Annotated in this window: 15 protein-coding genes; 5 read left to right on the top strand and 10 right to left on the bottom strand. The window is 71.3% G+C overall.

Translation table 11 applies throughout. From position 1 onward, the window contains the following. Positions 1-66: 66 nt before the first annotated feature. On the bottom strand, positions 67-2,196 hold the full coding sequence (locus tag OG734_RS02625) for an alpha-galactosidase (protein WP_330285833.1): 2,130 nt from the start codon (positions 2,194-2,196) through the stop codon (positions 67-69). 178 nt (positions 2,197-2,374) lie between these two features. On the opposite strand from OG734_RS02625, the gene OG734_RS02620 reads away from it, so the two are divergent. Beyond that, positions 2,375-3,547, top strand: coding sequence for an ROK family transcriptional regulator (locus OG734_RS02620; RefSeq protein ID WP_330285832.1), 1,173 nt, complete (start codon positions 2,375-2,377; stop codon positions 3,545-3,547). Between the two features lie 23 nt (positions 3,548-3,570). Here OG734_RS02620 and OG734_RS02615 read toward each other — a convergent pair whose 3' ends face one another. From OG734_RS02615 to OG734_RS02595, 5 genes are all read right to left on the bottom strand, one after another. Continuing rightward, on the bottom strand, positions 3,571-6,579 hold the full coding sequence (locus OG734_RS02615; protein WP_330285831.1) for a helix-turn-helix transcriptional regulator: 3,009 nt from the start codon (positions 6,577-6,579) through the stop codon (positions 3,571-3,573). Positions 6,580-6,625: 46 nt separating this feature from the next. Beyond that, positions 6,626-6,976 carry a UBP-type zinc finger domain-containing protein gene (locus OG734_RS02610; protein ID WP_330285830.1) on the bottom strand — a complete coding sequence of 117 codons (351 nt, stop codon included), beginning with the start codon at positions 6,974-6,976 and terminating at the stop codon, positions 6,626-6,628. Continuing rightward, positions 6,973-8,460 carry an ATP-binding protein gene (locus OG734_RS02605; RefSeq protein ID WP_330285829.1) on the bottom strand — a complete coding sequence of 496 codons (1,488 nt, stop codon included), beginning with the start codon at positions 8,458-8,460 and terminating at the stop codon, positions 6,973-6,975. Before OG734_RS02605 ends, OG734_RS02610 begins: the two co-directional genes overlap by 4 nt. Further along, positions 8,457-10,133 carry an FAD-dependent oxidoreductase gene (locus tag OG734_RS02600; protein ID WP_330285828.1) on the bottom strand — a complete coding sequence of 559 codons (1,677 nt, stop codon included), beginning with the start codon at positions 10,131-10,133 and terminating at the stop codon, positions 8,457-8,459. The genes OG734_RS02605 and OG734_RS02600 overlap by 4 nt, the downstream gene beginning before the upstream one ends. Positions 10,134-10,233: 100 nt before the next feature. Beyond that, the gene (locus OG734_RS02595; RefSeq protein ID WP_330285827.1) at positions 10,234-10,587 is read right to left on the bottom strand and encodes a VOC family protein; all 354 of its coding nucleotides are present in this window, start codon (positions 10,585-10,587) and stop codon (positions 10,234-10,236) included. A gap of 63 nt (positions 10,588-10,650) precedes the next feature. Between OG734_RS02595 and OG734_RS02590 the strand changes: the two genes are divergently transcribed. Further along, complete coding sequence (locus OG734_RS02590) at positions 10,651-11,523, top strand: universal stress protein (RefSeq protein WP_330285826.1); 873 nt, start codon at positions 10,651-10,653, stop codon at positions 11,521-11,523. 1 nt (position 11,524) lies between these two features. Here OG734_RS02590 and OG734_RS02585 read toward each other — a convergent pair whose 3' ends face one another. The 3 genes from OG734_RS02585 to OG734_RS02575 all read right to left on the bottom strand — a co-directional run bounded on the left by OG734_RS02585 (position 11,525) and on the right by OG734_RS02575 (position 14,305). Continuing rightward, the gene (locus tag OG734_RS02585; protein WP_330285825.1) at positions 11,525-12,775 is read right to left on the bottom strand and encodes a DUF4032 domain-containing protein; all 1,251 of its coding nucleotides are present in this window, start codon (positions 12,773-12,775) and stop codon (positions 11,525-11,527) included. A gap of 54 nt (positions 12,776-12,829) precedes the next feature. Then, positions 12,830-13,570: an MBL fold metallo-hydrolase gene (locus OG734_RS02580; protein ID WP_330285824.1), complete on the bottom strand. Its 741-nt coding sequence runs from the start codon at positions 13,568-13,570 to the stop codon at positions 12,830-12,832. A 108-nt stretch (positions 13,571-13,678) separates the two neighbouring features. Continuing rightward, complete coding sequence (locus tag OG734_RS02575) at positions 13,679-14,305, bottom strand: alpha-ketoglutarate-dependent dioxygenase AlkB (protein WP_330285823.1); 627 nt, start codon at positions 14,303-14,305, stop codon at positions 13,679-13,681. Between the two features lie 127 nt (positions 14,306-14,432). Here OG734_RS02575 and OG734_RS02570 point away from each other — a divergent pair, with 127 nt between their 5' ends. Together OG734_RS02570 and OG734_RS02565 are read left to right on the top strand one after the other, a co-directional pair. Then, positions 14,433-15,074, top strand: coding sequence for a TetR/AcrR family transcriptional regulator (locus OG734_RS02570; RefSeq protein ID WP_330285822.1), 642 nt, complete (start codon positions 14,433-14,435; stop codon positions 15,072-15,074). A 17-nt stretch (positions 15,075-15,091) separates the two neighbouring features. Next, positions 15,092-16,765, top strand: coding sequence for an FAD-binding dehydrogenase (locus tag OG734_RS02565; RefSeq protein ID WP_330285821.1), 1,674 nt, complete (start codon positions 15,092-15,094; stop codon positions 16,763-16,765). A 7-nt stretch (positions 16,766-16,772) separates the two neighbouring features. Here the strand turns inward: OG734_RS02565 and OG734_RS02560 are convergent, their stop codons facing one another. After that, a complete protein-coding gene (locus tag OG734_RS02560) occupies positions 16,773-17,144 on the bottom strand; it encodes a DUF488 domain-containing protein (RefSeq protein WP_330285820.1) in 372 nt (123 codons plus the stop codon). Between the two features lie 228 nt (positions 17,145-17,372). On the opposite strand from OG734_RS02560, the gene OG734_RS02555 reads away from it, so the two are divergent. Then, on the top strand, positions 17,373-18,728 hold the full coding sequence (locus OG734_RS02555; protein WP_443064818.1) for a M1 family metallopeptidase: 1,356 nt from the start codon (positions 17,373-17,375) through the stop codon (positions 18,726-18,728). The last annotated feature ends 13 nt before the right edge of the window (positions 18,729-18,741 follow it).

Genomic DNA, 18,741 nt, shown 5'->3' with positions numbered 1-18,741 from the left:
CCTGTAACGCCCGGCCAGGGCGCCGCAGTTCCCCGGCCGACGACAGCCGACCGGGGAACAGGCCGGCTAAGACTCCTGGACTCGCACCAGGTGCACAGCCGTGCTGGACCAGTCGCCGGGCGCGAGATCGAGCCGCATCCCGTACTCGCCGAGCACGTTCGCATGGTGGACGACGCCCGTGCGCGCGTCCCGGTACCGAGCACCGGGCGTCAGACCCGGCAGCCGCACCGGAATCCGCGGAAGACCGTGCCGAGGGCCGTACCGGAAGCCCAGCACCAGGGACTCGGCCGCGTCCTCGCCGACGTACTGCACGACCGTCGGCTCCTCCCCGAGCGGCCCCGACAGCCGGTACAGCTCACCGTGCTGCACCAGATGCCGCACCTTCTTGTACTCGGCGACCAGCGCCGCACCCTCCGCGAGCTCCTCCTGGGACCAGCGCGTGAGATCACCGCCGATGCCGAGCAGCCCGCACATCGCCGCATGGAAACGGAACCGCAGCGGCACCGAACGTGCCGTCAGCTGATTGGGCACGTCGGTCACCCACGCCGACATGGCGCGCGCCGGATACACCTGCCCGAACCCGTGCTGGATCACCAGCCGGTCCACGGCGTCCGTGTTGTCGGACGTCCACGCCTGGTCCGTACGCGAGAGGATGCCGAGGTCGATCCGGCCACCGCCGCCACTGCACGTCTCCACCCGCAGCCCGGGATGGTCGGCGCGCAGCCGGTCGATGACGTCGTACAGGTTCGCCACGTACCGCGTCCACAGCCGGTCGTTGCCGTCCCGCTGTCCCGGCCAGCCCGACTCGCCGAAGGAGCGGTTCATGTCCCACTTGAGGAAGTCGACGCCGTGGTCCCCGACCAGCCGGGTAAGCCAGCCGTACGCCCACTCGGCCACCTCGTCCCGCGCGAAGTTCAGGACGAGCTGGTTGCGCATCTCGGTCCGGGCCCGCCCGGGAACGTGCAGCACCCAGTCGGGGTGCTCGCGGTACAGCGCGCTGTCCGGATTGACCATCTCCGGCTCGACCCAGATCCCGAACCGCATCCCGAGCCGGTGCACCGAGTCCGCCAGCGGCTTGAGCCCCTCGGGGAAGCGCTCCGGCGTCGGCGTCCAGTCGCCCAGCCCCGCCCGGTCACTGCGCCGCGCCCCGAACCAGCCGTCGTCGACGACATACAGCTCCACTCCGAGCAGCGCGGCCCGCTCGGCCAGCGCCTTCTGGCTCGCCTCGTCGACGTCGAAGCCGGTGGCCTCCCACGAGTTGTAGAGCACCGGCGCCAACTCCCGTGCCCGGGGCAGCACATGGGTCGTCGTGTACGTGTGCCAGGCACGGCTCGCCGCCCCGAACCCGCCGTCCGTGCACAGCCCGGCGAACACCGGCGTGGTGAACTCCTCACCCGGCGCCAGCGGAACGCTGGTCCCCTCGTGGCCGACGCCCCCGGTGAACCCGGCCAGCCCGTCGGGGGTGCGCTGCGCGGTGATGCGCCAACTCCCGCTCCAGGCAAGGGCGGCGCTCCACACCCGGCCGTGCTCCTCCGTCGCCTCACCCGAGTCGAGCATCACCCATGGGTTGGCGTGGTGGCTGGTGATCCCGCGCCGGCTGGTCAGCACCGTCTCGCCGAACGGCAGTGTGTCGCGCCGCAGTTGACTCTCGGCCGACCACTGGCCGGTGACATGGCTGAGCCGGTAGTCGCTCAGCGGCGGCAGCGTCCAGGCGGCGGAGTCGGCGCGCAGCAGGTCGACGTGTTCGTCACCGGCGTTGCGCACCACGGTCCGGCGCTCGACGACGTCCGTGTCGGCGCGGACCGTGTAGTGCAGCGTGACATCGAGGGGGTAGAGGCGGTCGCGGAACTCCAGTACCAACTCGCTCGCCCCGGGCGCCGGTTCGAGGACGCGGTGACCGGTCGGCACCCATTCGAAGCCGCGGGAGGAGTCCGCGTACCGGACCTGGAGCGAGGGCGGGCCGTAGCGGGTGCCGCCGTCGACGGGGAGTTCCTCGCCCACCGGAGGCCGTCCCTCGAAGCTGCTCGCCGTGTCCTGCGCCGGAGGAACGAGCGCGCCCGCCTCCGTCAGGGTCAGCCGAGGCCCCCACGCGAGATGACACGGCGCGCCGCTCTCGTCGATCCGCAGCGCGTACGACGTGCGCGGGGTGGTCAGCAGCCAGACCCCGGTGTCCGGGGAGTGGGAGATCAGCGGCATGGTGCCTCACGTTCGTGGAACTGGCGTTGCTCGGCGAAGCCAAGCGCGACCATGGATCATGTGTCAATGGGATGCCTGTATCGGTCTTTCACAAGTCTAGATGGGGCTCCGTCGATGGTTCATCTCATCGATGCTTCTTTCATTGACAGGGGAAAATAAGCGATCTAGGTTCCGGACCATGCCCTCGACCTACCGTGCCGAGGTGTTTCCGGCTCACACGCCGGCCGCCTCGCAGATTTTCACCACGGTCCTGTCCCACGGCCCGCTCACCCGCGCCGACGCGGCCCGGCGCGCGGGGCTGTCCGCCGCCGCCGTCACGAAGGCGGTCCGTCCGCTGATCGAGGCCGGCTATCTGGTCGAGGACGCGGACGTCGAGACCCGTCCGGCGCTGGGGCGGCCCGCGAACCTCGTGCGCGTCGACGGCGGACGGGCACTGTTCATCGGCATCAAGATCACCGGTGATGAGATCTTCGGGGTGCTCACCGACCTGTGCTGCCGCGTCCGTGTCGCCCGTGACCTCCCGCTGCCCGACCGTATCCCCAAGGCGGTGCTGGTCTCGGTCGCGGAGCTGGTGGGGGAGCTGCTCACCGAGGCGGACGGCTTCGGGGTGCCGGTACTGGGCTGCGGCATCGCCGTCGCCGGAGAGGTCGACCGCACCGAGGGCGCCATACGCTACTCGCCGTTCCTGGAGTGGCGTGACGTGCCGCTCGCGGAACTGGCCGCCATGACGACGGGGCTGCCCGTCACGGTCGACAACGACGTGCGTGCGCTCACCGTCGCCGAGCAGTGGTTCGGCGCCGGCGTGGGGCTGTCCGACTTCGCGCTGGTGACCGTCGGCGCGGGTATCGGCTGCGGGCTCGTGGTCCACGGGCGCGTGGTCGCGGGGGCGCAGGGAGTGGCCGGTGAGATCGGGCACGTCGTCGTCGATCCGGCGGGCCCGCCCTGCCACTGCGGCAAGCGCGGCTGCCTGCAGGCGTTCGCGGGGGACGCGGAGATCGTCGCCAGGGTCCGGGAGGTCACGGGCACCTCGATCACCGGCAGCGCCGAGGCCGTCGCCCTGGCCCACGCGGGCCACCCCGGAGTACGGGAGGTGTACACGCGGGCCGGTGAGGCGATCGGCCGGGGCATCGCGACCGTGGCCAACCTGCTCGGCCCTGAGCGCGTGATCATCTCCGGCGAGGGACTGGCCGCGTACGACCTGTTCGCCGAGCAGATCCGCGACGCCTTCACCGCCACCGCCTTCGGATCCGCCGCCCGCTGCGAGCTGCTGACCCGGCCGCTGCCCTTCGAGGAGTGGGCGCGAGGGGCGGCGGCGACAGCGATCCGGTCCTTCATCAGGGCGGACCAGTAGTAGGGCAGGACAGGACTTCGGGGTCAGCCTCTGCCAGGCGTCGGCCCCGCCTCGGTCTCTTTGGTCTCCGCCTTCGAGGCCGCCGGGATCAGCCCCTCCCGGTAGGCGACCGCCACCGCCTCCCCGCGGCTCGCGGCGCCCAGCTTGGCCAGGATGTTGGAGACGTGGACGCTGGCCGTCTTGCCGCTGATGAACAGTTCCTCGCCGATCTGACGGTTGCTGCGGCCGAGGGCGAGCAGCCGCAGGACGTCCTGCTCGCGAGCGGTGAGGGGCGTCGACGCCGCCCCGGGATCATCGTCCGGGGAGGGATCCGTGAGCCGACCGCGGCGGATCAGGGCGTCCACGTCCTGGAGGAGGGGCGTGGCGCCCAGACGTACCGCCGTCTCGCGGGCCGCGCGGGCCTGTGCGAGCGCCTCCTCACGGCGGCCGTCCGCCAACAGGGCCTCGGCGAACCGCCTTCTGCAGCGCGCCTGTTCGTAGACCTCGCCGAAGTCGAACGCCGTCACCGCCCGCTCCCACGCCTCGGCATCCGGACCGCCCGTCGCCCGGGCCCACTCCGCCTCCGCACGGGCCAGCCAGGCGTGTCCCTCCGGGCCCTGCGGGGCGCCGTCGCGGCCGATCGCGCCACGGGTCCGGGCCAGCTCCAGCAGTTCGGCCGCCGTGTCCGTCCACCGCAGGGTCCCCGTCTCGTCGCCGGACCGGCGAAGGCGGGTGGCTGTGTCGGCGACGGCGGCCAGGGCGAGGGCGGCGAGCCGGACCGCGACCTCCGGACGTGCCCCGGTGTCGTCGGTGAGCGCCTTCACCGTGCTGTGCACGCGCTCCACGGCCGCCTCGGGGTCCCCTGCCAGGGCGGCGGCGTCCGTGAGCACGATGCTCGTGACCAGCGTGGTCATCCAGTCGAACGGGCCGTCGAGGAGGGCCCGGGCGCGGTCGGCGGCGACCAGGTCACCGCGGGCCAGCGCCACGTACAGCGAAGGCCCCGCCACGTAACCGGCGGCTGTGGGGAGCAGCTCGGTGTCGGTCGCGGCAGCGCGGGCGCACTCGTCCCAACGGCCCAGCGTGTACAGGACCAAGGAGTGCAGATAGCGCATCTCCAGTGGGTAGGGCGAGGAGAGGAGACCGACGCGCCGGGCGCGGTCCAGGCCTTCGGAGAGCCACGGCAGGCTTTCCTCCAGCAGACCGGACTCGAAGCAGCCGATCGCGAGACTGAACAGCGCGCGCATCTCCACCGGTGTACAGCCCGACCGCCGGGCCAGTTCCCGGGCTTCCAGGAACCGCTCACGTGCCTTGGGCGTGCGACGGCCCCCTGCTTCGAGACCGGCCACGGAGATCATGAGGTCGGCCTGCGCGTCGAGGGCGTGAAGCTCCTCGGCGACAGAGAGGGCCTGCCGGGCGATCCGCAGCGCGGTGTCGTTGTCGCCCATCTGCCGTGCCGCCATGACATGGGTGGCCGCCGCCCACACCCACGTCCGCGACGGCGGCTCGGCCGGGATCAGGGCGAGCGCCTCGCTGCTGTACGCGAACGCCGCCGACAGGTGGTCGATGCTCATCAGGTTGTCGGCGAGCGTGTAGCGGACGCGGGCCGCGAGTTCGGCGTCCGTGTCCCGGCCGACTCCGGCGAGCGCCGCCCGGGTCAGCGACACCGCGCGGTGCGACTCCCCGGCGCGCGCCGCCGCGGCCGACGCCCGCAGCATCAGCGTCACCGTGTCCAGGCCCTCGCCCGTGGGACGGGCGCCCGCCTCCACCGCCGACCACATGTCGAGGGCGGCCTCCAGATGCCGCAGCTCCTCCGCGGGCGCGCCCACGCGATCGGCGTGATCGGCGGCCTCCAGCGACGCCTTGAGCGCCTCGGCCAGGTCGTGGCTCTCCCGGTAGTGGTGCGCGCGCTCCGCCGCACTCTCGGCCAAGCGGCCCCGTCCGGCCAGCAGCCGCGCGAACGCCCCGTGCAACCGGGACCGCTCGCCCGGCAGCAGGTCGGCGTAGACGGCCTCGCGGGCGAGCGCGTGCCGGAAGGAGTACGTGTCGCCCTCACCGGGGACGAGGAGTTGCCGCCCGACCGCCTCGCGCAGCGCCGACTCCAGCTCGTCCTCCGGCAGTCGGACGGCGTCGCTCAGCAGCTCGTGCTCGACGCGCCGCCCGGCGACGGCGGCGGTACGCAGCACCTGCTGGGCGGTGTCGGACAGTTGCTCGAAGCGGATCAGGAGAACGTCGGCGAGCCCGCTGGGTACCCCGCCCGACTCCGTGTCGGTGGCGGCGAGCAACTCCTCCGCATAGAAGGCGTTGCCCTCGGCCCGCTCGACGATCCGCCGCACGGTCGTGTCCGGCAGCGACTCCTCGCCCAGGGCACGCACCAGCCGGGCCACCTCGGGGTCGGCCATCGGCCGCAGCTCCAGCCTTTCCACGGCGGGCAGCCGCACCAGCTCCGCCAGCAGCGGGCGCAGCGGATGACGTCGATGGAGGTCGTCCGCGCGGTACGACGCGAACACCGCGAGCCGGTGGCCGGGCGCGCCGCCCGCCGACCCCTGGAGCACGCCCCGGCTGAGCAGGAACCGCAGCAGATCCCGCGAGGACTGGTCGGCCCAGTGCAGGTCCTCCAGGACGAGCAGCAGGGGAGCGAACTCGGTGACAGCGGCCAGCAGCCCGGCCATCCCCTCGAACAGCCGCAGCCGCCCACCGGCGTCCCGCGCCCCGTCCGCCGCCCCGCCACCGAGCAGCCGCCCGACCACGGGATGCGCGGCAAGGGCCCCGGCGAACCGCTCGTCGGCGGCCAGCACCCCCAGGATCTCGGTGAACGGCAGATACGGCAGGCCGACGTCACCGAGATCGACACAGTGCCCCGTGAGCACGGTCATACCGTTGTCCGAGGCCCGCCCGGCGGCCTCCGCCAGCACCCGTGTCTTGCCCACCCCGGCGTCCCCGGCGATGAGCACGGCACGGGCCTCACGGACACGGGCGCGATCCAGCACACCGGCGAGACGGGTCAGCTCGTCGTCACGGCCGATGAGTGGAGTGTTGAACAGGTTCTGCGGCACAGATGAATCCTGTCATGCACCACTGACAGCCCTGGCCGGCCAGGGCTCAGCGCAACGTCTCCGCCCAGTTCGCCGGCACCCGGCCCGCCGGTCCCGGCGTGGGCTGGTCGGCCGGATGGCTGGCCGGGGGAGCCAGGACCGGACCGGACTCGTACAGCTCGGACGTCTCGAAGTTCCAGAACCAGGCCTCGCCCGGCTCGTAACTGCGGATCACCGGATGGCCGGTGTCCCGGAAGTGGCCGGTGGCGTGCTTGGCGGGCGAGTCGTCGCAGCAGCCGATGTGGCCGCACTGGGCGCAGCGCCGCAGATGGAACCACCAGCCGCCGTCGGCGTCGCACTCGACGCATCCGGCACCGCTGGGCGGGACGCTGGGGTCGATTCCGGTGTCCTTGGTCATGACGGCTCCTGGGCCGGGACGGAGACCCCGGCCGGGTCGGGGTCGGTATCGGGGTCGACGGCGGTGAGGGGGAGCAGCACCTGGAAGCGGGTGTCGCCGGGTACGGACTCGACCTTCAGGTCACCGTGGTGCTTTTTGACGACGATCCGCCAGGAGATGTCGAGCCCCAGCCCCGTCCCCTCGCCCACCGGTTTGGTGGTGAAGAACGGGTCGAATATCCGGCCGCGGATCTCCGCCGGCACACCCGGGCCCGTGTCGCGGAACTCGACCAGCAGCCGGTCGTGGACCTGTGCCGTCCGTACGGTCAACGTCCCTTCCCCGCCTGCACTGTTGATGGCGGAGACCGCGTTGTCGATCAGGTTGGTCCACACCTGGTTCAGCTCGGCGGGGTAGGCCGGAATCCTCGGCAGTGAACGGTCGTAGTCCTTCACGACCTTGACGCGCGAACCCATCTTCCCCGACAGCATCAGCAGGGTGCTGTCGAGGAGTTCGTGCACGTCGGCGACCTGGTAGGGGGCGCGGTCCAGCTGCGAGTACTGCTTGGCGGCGTCGACGAGGTGCGAGATGCGGGTGGTGGAGTCCTCGATCTCGGACATCAACAGCTCGGTCTCGACCGTGTAGTTGAGCCAGCCGATGGCAGCCTGGAGGATCTCCTCGTCGACGGCCGCCGCGACCTGCTCCAGCCAGTCGACGTCGAGGCCGCCCTGCACGAAGGTCGGCGCGATCTGCCAGCCGCCCTGGATGCCGTGGTCGTCGAGCCAGTCGGTGAGCTCGTCCTCCCGGTCGGACGCTTCGAGCGGGCTCAGCGACTGCGCCTTGGCGACCCGCTCGGCCGTACGCTCCTGGAAGTCGACCAGGGACTTCAGGGCATCGCGGTGGTAGGGGCCCGAGGCGATGACCCCGAGCTTCTGCCGCATGTGGGCCACCCGGTCGCGCAACGACGACGTGGCCCGTACGGCCGCGGCGGCCGGGTTGTTGAGTTCATGCGTCAGCCCGGCGGACAACGAGCCCAGCGCGAGGAGCCGTTCACGCTGCCCGACTGCCCGCTGCGTGGTCTGCGAACCGTAGAACAGCCCCTCCAGCAGATGGACCGCCATCGGGAAATACTCCTGCATGAACGCCGCGAACGAGTCGGAGGACAGCACGAAGAACCGCGTCGGTTCCGTGACCCGCATCGAGTTCAGGTACCGCCGCGGTTCCCCGTCGCTGAGATACGCCTGCATGGCTCCCGAGTACACGCCGGACTGGGAGGTGCGGTTCACCTCGACGTCGTCGGCGCCGACCCGGCGCGACAGGACGACCGTGCCCTCGATCATCACGTAGAAGCAGGTGGCAGGGTCGCCCTCCGCGTACACCGGCCCCGGGTCGAACAGTTCGACCCGGCCCTCGCTGCACAGCCTGCCGAGCTGCTCGGCGGTCAGCTTCTCGAACAGGAACAGGGCCCTGATCTCCGCGGGGCTGCACGGCATCAACCGGCCGCTCACGACTGCTCCAGATATCGGTGTACGAGCATCACGGCCATGGCTCCCTCTCCGACGGCGGACGCGACCCGCTTGGCGGACTCCGCGCGCGCGTCCCCGGCGACGAACACGCCGGGGATGTTGGTCTCCAGGTGGTACGGCGGCCGGTCCAGCTCCCAGTCTGCCGGTGGCCGCCCGTCGGCGGTCAGATCGGGCCCGGCGAGGATGAACCCGCGCTCGTCGCGCAGCACCGTGCCGTCCAGCCAGTCGGTCAGCGGGGCCGCGCCGATGAACACGAACAGCCACTGCGCGTCGACCAGTTCGGTCTGCCCGCTCGCCGTGTCGCGCAACGTCAGCTGCTCCAGGTGGTCGCCGCCGTGCGCGGCCTCCACGACCGTGCCGGCCCGCACCGAGATGTTCGGCGACTCGGCGATCTGCTGGATCAGGTAGTGCGACATCGACGCGGTGAGGTCCGCCCCGCGCACCAGCAGCGTGACCGACTTGGCGCCCCTGGACAGGTACATCGCCGCCTGACCGGCCGAGTTGGCGCCGCCGACGATGTACACGTCGTGGCCCTGGCAGCCGGCGGCCTCGGTCAGCGCCGACCCGTAGAACACCCCGCACCCCGACAGCTCGGTGGCGCCCGGCGCCTCCAGCTGCCGGTACGACACACCGGTCGCCAGGATCACGCTGTGCGCGGCGATCGCCGACCCGTCCGCGAACCGCACGAGCCGCGCCGAGCCGCTCACCTCCAGGCCGGTCACCTCGCGCGCGGAAAGGATCTCGGCGCCGAACTTCGTGGCCTGGCGCCGCGCCCGGTCGGTGAGTTGGCCGCCGGACACCCCGTCCGGGAACCCCAGGTAGTTCTCGATCCGCGAACTCTGCCCGGCCTGCCCGCCGGTCGCCGACCGCTCCACCAGTACCGTCCGCAGCCCCTCCGAGGCCCCGTACACGGCCGCGCCCAGCCCGGCGGGCCCGCCGCCGATGACGACGAGGTCGTAGAAGTCGGCCGTGGGCGTCGTCGCCAGCCCCACCTGCGCGGCCAGTTCCGGCACCTCCGGCTCGACCAGATGCGTACCGTCCGCCGTGATCACCACCGGCAGCCGCTGCCCGTCCTGGCCGCAGGCCGCGAGCAGCCGCTGCCCCTCGGGTTCCTCGGTGGAGTACCAGCGGTACGGCACCTGGTTGCGGGCCAGGAACTCCCGTACGTCCGACGAGCGGGCCGACCAGCGGTGACCGACCACCTTGGTGCTCGGCACGGGTCGGAAGTCACTGCACCGCCATGCCTCCAGGAGATCGTCGAGCACCGGATAGAGCTTCTCCTCCGGTGGATCCCAGGGCTTGAGGAGGTAGTGGTCCAGGTCGACGACGTTGATCGCGTCGATCGCCGCGTTCGTGTCCGCGTACGCGGTGAGCAGCACGCGCCGCGCGCCCGGATAGACGTCCAGTGCCTGTTCGAGGAACTCGATGCCGTTCATCTGGGGCATCCGGTAGTCGGCCAGGATCACCGCGACCAGATCGCCGCGCAGCTTCAGCTCCCGCAGCGCGTCCAGCGCGGACTCGCCGGACTCCGCGCGCACGATCCGGTACGACTCGCCGTAGCGCCGCCGCAGGTCACGGGCGACGGCCCGGGAGACCCCGGGGTCGTCGTCCACGGTCATGATGACGGTCCGCGCTGCGTCCGCGGCCTGTGCCATACGTCTCCCACCCCGAGCGGTCTGGATCACCGGGCGACGTCAGCCCGGTGCCGCGCCGTCTCTGCCCCATCGTATGTTCGATCGCCCCGCCGTGCTTCGGTCAGCTCCGCCGCGCGCCGAGCACACAGAACTCGTTGCCCTCCGGGTCCAGCAGAGTGGTCCAGGACTGCTCTCCCTGGCCGATGTCCGCGTGGCGCGCCCCGAGGGCCAGCAGACGGTCGACCTCGGCCTGGTGGTCCTCGGGCCGGAAGTCGAGGTGCAGCCGGTTCTTGACGGACTTCGCTTCCGGGACGCGGACGAAGAGCAGGCCGGGCATACGGTCCGGGGTCGGTCGGATCTCGTACTCCTCGGGGGAGTCGTCGACGACCGCCCAGCCGAGCGCCTCGGTCCACCAGCGTCCCAGCGCCGCCGGGTCCGCCGCGTCCACGATCACTTGTTCCCATTCCAAGGTCATGTTTGCAGAGTAGTGAAGACTGGGCCCGGAACGCATCCATGATCACGACACGGAGGCAGCCGTATGACGCGCCCGATCACGGCAGGGGTGGACGGAACGTCCGAAAGTCACGCCGCGCTGGCCTGGGCGGCCCGGGAGGCCGTCCGCCGGAACCTCGCGCTGCGTGTGGTGCACGCCTGGCAGCTGGTCCCGGACCAGGCGTTCGGGGCCGCGACCCGGGAGACCCACGACCAGTGGGTGCGCGAGGGCGTGGACGAGGCCGCGCGGAGCGTCGCCGAACGTCATCCGGAGCTGGACCTGACCGTCGACGTGGTCGAGGGCAGCGCTGCTGACTCGCTCGCCGAGGCCGCCGCGCGGGCCGAGATGCTGGTGCTCGGCTCCCGTGGACACGGGGCCGTCGTAGGGTTCCTGCTCGGCTCGGTCGGGCAGCACGTGATCGCCGAGTCCGAGCGGCCCGTCGTCCTCGTACGGGCGGAGGACCGCGCCTCCGACGAGGCCGCCGGGCGTGAGGTCGTCGTGGGCCAGCAGGGAGACGCGGAAGAGAGCGCGCCGGCCCTGCGGTTCGCGTTCGAGGCCGCGGCGGCTCGCGGCGCCGGCGTCCTCGCCGTACGGGCGTGGAGCCTGCCGCCGGTGTTCGCCTACAGCCCGGGCTCGATGAAGCTCCTCGACGAGGCCGGCGGCCTGGAACCCTACGAGAGGAACGCCCTCGCCGCCGCCCTGGAGCCGTGGCGCGAGCGCTTCCCCGAGGTGCCGGTCACTCAGCACCTGGAGATGGGGAGCGCGGGGGAGGTGCTGCTGTCGGTGGCCTCGCGGGCGCAGCTCCTGGTCGTGGGGCGGCGCGCCCACCGCTCGGCCGTGGGCGCGCGGATCGGCTCGGTCGCCCACGGCGTACTGCACCACGCGCACTGCCCGGTGGCCGTGGTCCCGCACGAGTGACTCAGACGGGCGGCGCCGCCTCGTCCGTCGGCAGGGGCAGCGCCTGGCGGGCCTTGGGCAGGATGTTCACGATGTAGTCCTTGACCGCCTCGTCCAGCCCGATGTCGTGCTGCGCCCGCTCGGACAGGTACCAGCGGTGCTCCAGGAGCTGGTGGTAGATCTCGGCCGGGTCCACGTTCCCGCGCAGCTCGCGCGGCACCTCCCGCACGGTCGGCCGGAACACCTCCCGCACCCACCGGTGCGCCAGCACCTCCGGGCTCGCGCCCAGGGGGTCGCCCGGCTCGTAGTCGTCCTGGGTGGCCATCCAGGACTCCAGGTCGCTGAGTAGCCGCCGCGCCTGGTTCTCCTCGGTGTCGAGCCCGGTCAGCCGCAGCAGCTGCCGCTGGTGGTGGCCGGCGTCGACGACCTTCGGTACGAAGGTCACCGTGTCGCCGTTCGAGGAGTGCTCGATCTGCATCTCTGCCACGTCGAAACCGAGCTCGTTGAGGCGTCGGATGCGGCGCTCGATGTAGTGGTACTTGCCCGCCGGGTAGACGGAGGTGCGGGTCAGCTCCTGCCACAGGCGCTGGTAGCGGGCGCAGATCTCCATACCGAACTCGATCGGGTCCACTGAGGGGTGCAGCGCCCCGGACGCCTCCAGGTCCAGCAGCTCACCGCTGATGTTCACGCGGGCGAGGTCGAGGTCGTACTCGCGCTGCCCGTCGCTGAGCTGCGGGTGCAGATCGCCCGTCTCGGCGTCGACCAGGTACGCGGCGTACGCGCCCGCGTCACGCCGGAAGAGGGTGTTGGACAGGGAACAGTCGCCCCAGGCGAACCCGGCGAGATGGAGCCGGACCAGCAGGACGGCCAGCGCGTCCATCAGACGGTGCATGGTGGCCGGGCGCATCGTCGTCTCGAACATCGAGCGGTACGGCATGGAGCCGCCGAGGTGCCGGGTGATCAGCACCGGTTCCAGGGCGCCGCCCTCGTCGGTGGCTCGCCCGGTGACCACAGCGAGGGGGTCGACGGCAGGGATGCCGAGCCGGTCCAGGTCCCGCAGCAGCTCGTACTCGCGCAGGGCGGGGCGTTCCGCCAGCTCCTTGACGGCGATGACCTCGTCGCCGGCGCGTGCGTAGCGCACGACGTGCCGGGAGATACCGCGCGGCAGCGGCACGAGGTAGTGGTCGGGCCACTCCTCCAGGGGGAGGTGCCACGGCAGTTCGAGCAGGAGTGCGGGGTGCTCGGGGTTGGTGGCGCTGATCTGCAATGCCATGGCTCGACCGTTCTCGTTCCGCTGGTGATCGTCACCTCACTGTAGAGCGCCGCTTCACAGCGCCCGTTGCCGCGCCTGCTGGGCCGCCTCCCGCACGCTGCCGTGGTGCACGGGCCCGTGGCCGGGCAGCAGGACGTCGGCAGGGAGCTTTTCCAGCAGGTCCAGGGAGGCCACGGCACGCGCGCGCTCGCGATGGAACATGTCGGGCAGCAGCTGCGGGCCCTTGAGCCGGGAGGTCGGGTGCCCGCTGACCAGGGCGTCGCCGGAGACCACGACCCCGGCGTCCGGGAGGTGGAAGGCGCAGTGCCCGTCGGTGTGCCCGGGGGTGTGGACGGGGACGGGCCCGCCCGGCAGGTCGAGCGCCTCGGAGAACGGCTGCGGCTCGGTGACCGGCACCTGCGCGGTGCCGCCGGAGCGGATGGCGTGCACGGCCCACGGCAGTACGCCGGGCCGCCAGCCGTTCTTGAGTACGTCCCCGACGGTCACCTGGTGCAGGAAGTCCCGGCGTGCGTGCGGCACTTCGGCCTCGTGCGTCAGCACCGGCGTGCCGTAGGTGGAGCGCAGGTACTCGGCCGAGCCGATGTGGTCGTTGTGCGCGTGCGTGACGAGTATCGCCGCCACCGCCTCCGGCGAACTCCCCACCTGTGCGAGCGAGTCGAGCACCAGCTGCCGGTCGCCGGGGTACCCGGTGTCGATCAGCGTGGTGGCGTCGCCCTCGGTGAGGATCACCCAGTTGGTGTTGCTTCCGTGTACGAGGTAAATGCCATCGGCGACTTGGTGGACGTCTGCCCGCATGATCTTCCCGTTCTGCAGTTCGCTGCCGGATGACGCACAGCAAAGCAGACGGCGGGGGAGTGGCTCACGACGGGGCAGGCCGCCCCGTGCCTCACTGCGCCCCGTGCCTCACTGCACCCCGTGTGGCCGGAACTGGATGCTGATCCGTGGCCCCGTGACCCGTGTGCTCTTGGGAACGGCGTGCTCCCAGGTCCGCTGACAGGAGCCGCCCATCACTATCAGGTCGCCGTGCCCCAGGGGGCGCCGCAGTGTCTCGCCGCCCTGTACCGGCCGCAGCAGGAGGTCGCGCGGTGTGCCCACGGAGACAATCGCGACCATGGTGTCCTCGCGCGCACCGCGCCCGATCCGGTCCCCGTGCCAGGCGACGCTGTCCCGCCCGTCGCGGTAGTAGCAGAGCCCGGCCGTGGTGAAGGGCTCCCCGAGCTCGGCGGCGTAGTGCGCACAGAGCGCGTTCCGCGCCTCGGCCAGCACCGGGTGCGGCAGCGTGTCACCGGCTCCGTAGAAGGCCAGCAGCCTGGGTACGTCGACGACGTGGTCGTACATCGTCCGGCGCTCGGCCCGCCACGGGACCTCGGCCGCCAGCAGTTCGAACAGGGCGTCGGCCCCATGGAGCCAGCCGGGGAGTTCGTCGATCCAGGCGCCGTGACCCAGCGTCGTACGGCGCATTTCGGCCAGTGCGCCGAGCCGGACTTCGTCGGTCTGGTCGAAGAGGGAGCCTTGGAGATGCGCGGTCATGGCATCAGCGTACCCCCGTGTTCGAACACGTGTACCTATTTACTGGCTGGCGAAATATCGGCTCTCCCGAACCCTTTGGATGCACTGATGTATCGGATACATTCCTGTATCGAACGGAGGGTCGGACATGGCGGGCGAGGGAACGACGGGGCGGGTGACCAAGCGGCGCGTGCGCACGCGGGCCAATCTGCTGGAGGCGGCGTTCGCGGTGTTCGCCGCGAAGGGGTTCGGGCGGGTCTCGATCGAGGAGGTCTGTGAAGCCGCCGGCTACAGCAGGGGTGCCTTCTACTCGAACTTCGACAGCCTCGACGAGCTGTTCTTCGCCCTCTACGGGGAGCGCGCCGGTCTGATCGCCGACCAGGTCGCGGGCGCGCTCGCTCTGGACGGTCCGGATCTCGACGTGCCCGCCGCCGTCGACCGGGTCACCGAGGTCCTGCTGCTCGACCTCGACTGGCTGCTGGTCAAGACCGACTTCCTGGTCCACGCGGCCCGGATCCCGGCCGTCGCCCAGACCCTCCTGGAACACCGTGAGCGGCTGCGGCGGGCCGTCGCGGACCGGCTCGCCCGGGCCACCGGACACACCGAACTGCCCGCCGTACTCGGCGACACCGAGGGCGCAGCCCACGCGGTGATCGCCGCGTACGACGGGGTCACGACCCAACTGCTGCTGGACAAGGACGTCGAGCACGCGCGCGCGTGGCTCAAGCAGCTGCTCACCGCGCTGCTCACCGACGGCAGCGACAACCCGGCCGCGCACAGCGGCGGATGAGAAAGGGAACGGTCGCAATGGATGCGGACGTCATCGTCGTCGGAGCCGGCCTCGCCGGACTGGTCGCGGCCCACGAGCTGACCAGCAAGGGTCGACGGGTCGCACTCGTCGACCAGGAGAACGCCGCCAACCTCGGCGGCCAGGCCTTCTGGTCGTTCGGCGGGCTGTTCCTCGTCGACTCACCGGAGCAGAGACGCGTGGGAATCAAGGACTCCTTCGACCTCGCCTGGAGCGACTGGCAGGGCAGCGCACAGTTCGACCGCGTCGACGACGAGGACTCCTGGGCGGTGAAATGGGCGCGCGCCTACGTCGAGTTCGCGGCCGGGGAGAAGCGGTCCTGGCTCGCCGGTCACGGCATCTCCTTCCTGCCGACGGTCGGCTGGGCCGAACGCGGCGACCTGCGTGCCCACGGGCACGGCAACTCCGTACCCCGCTTCCACGTCTCGTGGGGCACGGGCACCGGAGTCGTCGAACCGTTCGTGCTCAGTGCCAAGCAGGCGTCCCGCGCCGGACTGCTGACCTTCTACCACCGCCACCAGGTCGACGAACTCGTCGTCACGGAGGGCGCGGTGCGCGGCGTACGTGGCACGGTCCTCGCCGAGGACACCTCGCCGCGCGGAGTGGCGTCCAACCGGGACCGCATCGGCGACTTCGAACTCACCGCCCAGGCCGTGATCGTCACCACCGGCGGCATCGGCGCCAACCACGACATCGTGCGCCAGTACTGGCCCGAACGGCTCGGCACGGCACCGGCCGACATGGTCACCGGCGTGCCCGCCTACGTCGACGGGCGGATGCTCGACATCAGCGCCGAGGCCGGGGTGCGCCTGGTCAACCGCGACCGTATGTGGCACTACACCGAGGGCATCCAGAACTGGAACCCGATCTGGCCCGGCCACGGAATCCGCATCCTGCCCGGCCCGTCTTCCATGTGGTTCGACGCGCTCGGCCGCCGACTGCCCGACCCCTGCCTGCCCGGGTACGACACCCTCGGCACCCTCAAGTACCTGCGCACCACCGAGGACATCGCCGAGCACGACCACTCCTGGTTCGTCCTCACCCAGCGGATCATCGAGAAGGAGTTCGCGCTGTCGGGCTCCGAGCAGAACCCCGACATCACGGCCAAGAACCGCAAGGCGTTCCTCAAGGAGCGCATCCTCGGCAAGGGCGCGCCCGGCCCGGTGGCCGACTTCGTGAAGCACGGCGCGGACTTCGTGGTCGCCGACACCCTGGACCAACTCATCGGGAAAATGAACGAGTTGACCGACAAACCGCTCCTCGACGTGGACCGGGTGCGCCGCCAGATCGAGGCCCGTGACCTCCAGATCGCCAACCCGTACAGCAAGGACGCGCAGATCCAGGGCATCCGCAACTCCCGCCGCTACATCGGCGACCGGCTCGGCCGCACCGCGACCCCGCACCGCATCCTCGACCCCGAGGCCGGCCCGCTCATCGGCGTCAAGCTCCACACCCTCACCCGCAAGACCCTCGGCGGCATCCAGACGGACCTCGACTCACGCGCCCTGGGCGCGACGGGCGAGCCCGTCGAGGGGCTGTACGCGGCCGGCGAGGTCGCAGGCTTCGGCGGCGGCGGCGTACACGGCTACAACGCCCTGGAGGGCACCTTCCTCGGCGGCTGCCTCTTCTCCGGCCGCGCGGCGGGGCGGGCGGCGGCACGGGCGACAACCTGAGACATCTTCAGCGCCTTCCCCCGGACGTCAGCAGTTCGGCCAGTACCGAAGCATGGCTCTGCGCAGGGGACCTGGTGGCGCTCACGAGCGTCACCGGTCCCTTGCCGGTCAGTGCGCGCAGCGCCTCCAGGGGTTCGGCCGCCCCGGGCGCGGCCAGCTCTGCCTCGTACCGGCGCCGGAACTCCTCGAACGTGTCGGACGGGTCCTCCTGGGCGTGGTACCAGCGGCGCAGCTCGGTCGACGGCGTAAGCACTTTCGGCCACTCGTCGACCCGCGCGGCCTCCTTGGACAGGCCGCGCGGCCAGAGCCGGTCGACCAGGACGCGCACGCCGTCGTCCGGCTCGGGAGGTTCGTAGACACGGCGGACGTTGACCGTCACGAGCGTCCTCCGGCGGGGTGGGGAGAATACGGGACCGAAAGAATGATGTGCCCGGTCACGAGGTCTCGCAACTTGACCATAAGGAGGAGGAATCCGCGCGGTGACGCCTCTAGGGTGAAATCCCTGAAGCTGATCAGATCTCATACCGTAGGAGCTCGCGTGAGACCCCCCAGGAAGTACGCAGGCACTCGCACCGCGGTCCTTCGTCGTGACGCCGTCGTCGCTACCGTGCCCGTCGCTCTCGCGGCCCTGCTGGCCGCCGCCGGACCCGCGGGAGCCGCGACGGCAGGTACTTCCGGTGTCGGAGACCCGTACTTCCCGCTGGCCGGAAACGGTGGCTACCACGTGGGCCACTACGACCTGCACCTTCGCTACGACCCCACGAGCCGCCGTCTCGACGGCAGGGCCGTGCTCAGCGTCCGTGCCACCCAGAAGCTGACCCGCTTCAACCTCGACCTCAGCGGCCTGAAGGTCACCGCCCTCACCGTCGACCACGTCAAGGCGGGGTTCCGGCGCTCCGGGCAGGAACTGATCATCAGCCCGCGCCGCGCCCTGCACAGGAACCAGACGTTCCAGGTCGCCGTCAGCTACACGGGCGTCCCCACGACGGTCATCGACCCGGACGGCTCGAAGGACGGCTGGATCCCCACCGACGACGGGGTGTTCGTCGCCGGCGAGCCGCAGGGCTCCATGAGCTGGTTCCCCGGCAACAACCACCCCAAGGACAAGGCCTCCTACGACTTCACGATCACCGTCCCCCAGGGGCGCACCGCGGTCGCCAACGGCGTCCTCCTGGGCCAGCAGACCGCGGGTGGGAAGACCACCTTCCGCTGGCGCCAGTCCGAGCCGATGGCCTCCTATCTGGCCACGGCCACGGTCGGGAAGTTCAAGGTCGAGCAGTACACCACCGGCAGTGGCATAAAGGTCTACAACGCCGTCGATCCGCGAGAGGCCTCCGCCGCCGCGCCCGTGCTGAAGAAACTGCCGTCCGTCCTGGACTGGGAGGCGGGGCTCTTCGGGCCCTACCCGTACCGCGCCGCCGGAGCCATCGTCGACCGCGCCCCGCAGGTCGGCTTCGCGCTGGAGACACAGACCCGTCCCGTGTACGACCGGGCACCCGACCTGAGCACCCTGGTCCACGAGAGCGCACACCAGTGGTTCGGCGACTCCGTTGCCCTCACCAGCTGGAAGGACATCTGGCTCAACGAGGGCTTCGCGACCTACACGGAGTGGCTGTACGCGGAACAGCACGGCGGTCCGAGCGCCCAGAAGACCTTCGACGGCCTGTACGCCACGGCCGCGAGCGACGATCTGTGGTCGTTCCCGCCCGCCAACCCGGGCAGCGGTGCGAACATCTTCGGCAGGCCCGTCTACGACCGCGGTGCCATGGCCCTGCACAAGCTCCGCAAGACGGTCGGTGACCAGGCGTTCTTCAAGATCCTGCGCACCTGGGCCACCCAGCACCGGGGCGGGCACGGTACGACCACCCAGTTCACCGCCCTCGCCGAGCGCGTCTCCGGCAAGGATCTGGACGGGCTGTTCCGGACCTGGATAGGCACGAAGGGCAAGCCGTCCGCGCCGTAGAACCGCCCGGCTC

The sequence above is a fragment of the Streptomyces sp. NBC_00576 genome (assembly GCF_036345175.1).
Taxonomy (GTDB): Bacteria; Actinomycetota; Actinomycetes; order Streptomycetales; family Streptomycetaceae; genus Streptomyces.
The sequence above is the reverse complement of the archived record's forward strand: the minus strand, read 5'-3'. Positions and strand labels throughout refer to the sequence as shown.

Excerpts from the sequence above, each read along its gene's own strand:
- OG734_RS02610 (WP_330285830.1), bottom strand. The coding sequence starts at position 6,976 with ATGACCAAGGACACCGGAATCGACCCCAGCGTCCCGCCCAGCGGTGCC.
- OG734_RS02585 (WP_330285825.1), bottom strand. The coding sequence starts at position 12,775 with ATGGCATTGCAGATCAGCGCCACCAACCCCGAGCACCCCGCACTCCTG.
- OG734_RS02565 (WP_330285821.1), top strand. The coding sequence starts at position 15,092 with ATGGATGCGGACGTCATCGTCGTCGGAGCCGGCCTCGCCGGACTGGTC.
- OG734_RS02575 (WP_330285823.1), bottom strand. The coding sequence starts at position 14,305 with ATGACCGCGCATCTCCAAGGCTCCCTCTTCGACCAGACCGACGAAGTC.
- OG734_RS02625 (WP_330285833.1), bottom strand. The coding sequence starts at position 2,196 with ATGCCGCTGATCTCCCACTCCCCGGACACCGGGGTCTGGCTGCTGACC.
- OG734_RS02620 (WP_330285832.1), top strand. The coding sequence starts at position 2,375 with ATGCCCTCGACCTACCGTGCCGAGGTGTTTCCGGCTCACACGCCGGCC.
- OG734_RS02590 (WP_330285826.1), top strand. The coding sequence starts at position 10,651 with ATGACGCGCCCGATCACGGCAGGGGTGGACGGAACGTCCGAAAGTCAC.
- OG734_RS02580 (WP_330285824.1), bottom strand. The coding sequence starts at position 13,570 with ATGCGGGCAGACGTCCACCAAGTCGCCGATGGCATTTACCTCGTACAC.
- OG734_RS02570 (WP_330285822.1), top strand. The coding sequence starts at position 14,433 with ATGGCGGGCGAGGGAACGACGGGGCGGGTGACCAAGCGGCGCGTGCGC.
- OG734_RS02600 (WP_330285828.1), bottom strand. The coding sequence starts at position 10,133 with ATGGCACAGGCCGCGGACGCAGCGCGGACCGTCATCATGACCGTGGAC.
- OG734_RS02595 (WP_330285827.1), bottom strand. The coding sequence starts at position 10,587 with ATGACCTTGGAATGGGAACAAGTGATCGTGGACGCGGCGGACCCGGCG.